Source organism: Halorubrum sp. AJ67, assembly GCF_000513435.1.
In genome coordinates, this window is the sequence record NZ_CBVY010000015.1 from 81504 (window position 1) to 83093 (window position 1590).

Consider the following 1590-nt stretch of genomic DNA (forward strand, 5'->3'; position numbering starts at 1 on the left):
CGCGGCCACGAGGGCGACGAGCGCCGCCGCGACGCCGAACCCGGGCGCGCTGTTTCCGGTGCTGTCGCCGTCGCTTCCGTCGGTGCCGTCGCTTCCGTTCCCGCCGTCTCCGCCGTCGGTGCCGTTAGCGTCGTCGCTCCCGCCGTCGGTGCCGTCACCGTCGCCGCTCCCGTCCGCCCCGTCCGTCCCGTCGGCGTCCGGGAGCGCGAGGTCGGCGTCCGGGCGCAGTTCGAGGACGCCCTCGGGAGACGGCGCGTGGGTTATCGTCACGCTCGTCCCGTCGCGCTCGACGCCGTACGCGCCGGGGAAGTCGCTCTCGTCGCCGACGGCGTAGACGGTCCCCTCCTCGTAGCCGCCGTCGCCGTGCGCGTTCAGCATCCGCACGTAGGCGTCGCGGAACGCCGCGGCGTCGGCCTCCGTCTGCCACTCCGTCGCCCAGACGTACCCGTCCCGGTCGCCGTTCCGGTACGGGTACAGCTCGTCGCCCGCCCACCCGTCCGTCACGGGGTGTGCGTAGTTGTAGGTCCCCCGCGTCTGGAGCTGTACGTCCGTTTCGAGGAGGATGTTGAAGTTCCCGCCGACGGATCGGTCGGGATCGAGGATCGGGTACTCGTACGCGCCGTCGAACTGGACGCCGGCGCTCTGATACCAGAACATCACGAACATCGACGCCTCGCCCGCGGTCTCCGCGCCGTCGACGCCCTGGTCTCCGTACGTCTCCCAGCCGCCCGTCGCGGCGTCCTCGAAGTCGACCTCGCTCGTCTCGTAGTCGGGGTTCCGATGGATCACCTCAGCCGTCGAGTTCGGCGGGTCGTTCATCGTCTCGTTGACGGCCGCCCACCCGCCCTCGTCGACGAGGTCGCGGACGTAGAGGGCCCCGTCGCCGTACGGCTGGAGGACGGTCTGGAGGATGCCGATGTTCCCGGAGAACCCGCTGCCGCCACCGCCCCCGCTTTCAGGTGGCTCGACGCAGGTCCAGTTGTCAGCACAGCGGGCGGCGTACCGCTCCTCGACGTGGACCGCCTCTCCCTCGACGATCCCGTTGACCGCGAGGTCGCCGTCCTGGGTGACGCCGACGTAGCGCGGGTCGGTGAGGTCGTGGTACTGGTCTTGCATCGCGTGGAGCAGCTCGTGCGCGAGCGTCGAGGGGTCGACCTCGGCCGACTCGCCGTCCGGGACGACGATGACGATCCGGTCTTCGGCCGGCGAGTAGAAGCCGGAGACCGCGCCGCCGAGCACCGAGTCGATCTCGTCGTTCGCGTTCTCGCCGTCGCCGACGACGAACAGCGCCCTCCACACCTGGTCGTTCCAGCGGCGGAACGCCTCGGACTCGTTGCCCCCGCCAGCGGTGTCGTTCGCGTACTCGCTTCGAGACACCGTCTCGACCGGCACGTCCTCGCGGAAGGGCCGCTGGCGGACGTGTTCGACGCGCGCCATCGTCAGGTCCGTCAGTGCCGCCAACTGCGTCTCGTTGAGCCCGCCGGTCTCGTTGAACTCGACCGACTCCTCGTAGTGCGTTCCGTTCCAGCAGCCGACCAACTCGGTGCCGTCTCCGGGATCGCACTCGTCGGCGGACGCGGAGGACACGGG

1 protein-coding gene is annotated in these 1590 nt (G+C 70.6%); it reads right to left on the bottom strand.

What is annotated here, in order from left to right; all coding sequences use genetic code 11:
• A partial coding sequence (locus tag BN903_RS11865) for an Hvo_1808 family surface protein (RefSeq protein ID WP_079890654.1) occupies positions 1 to 1590 on the bottom strand: 1590 nt, incomplete at both ends.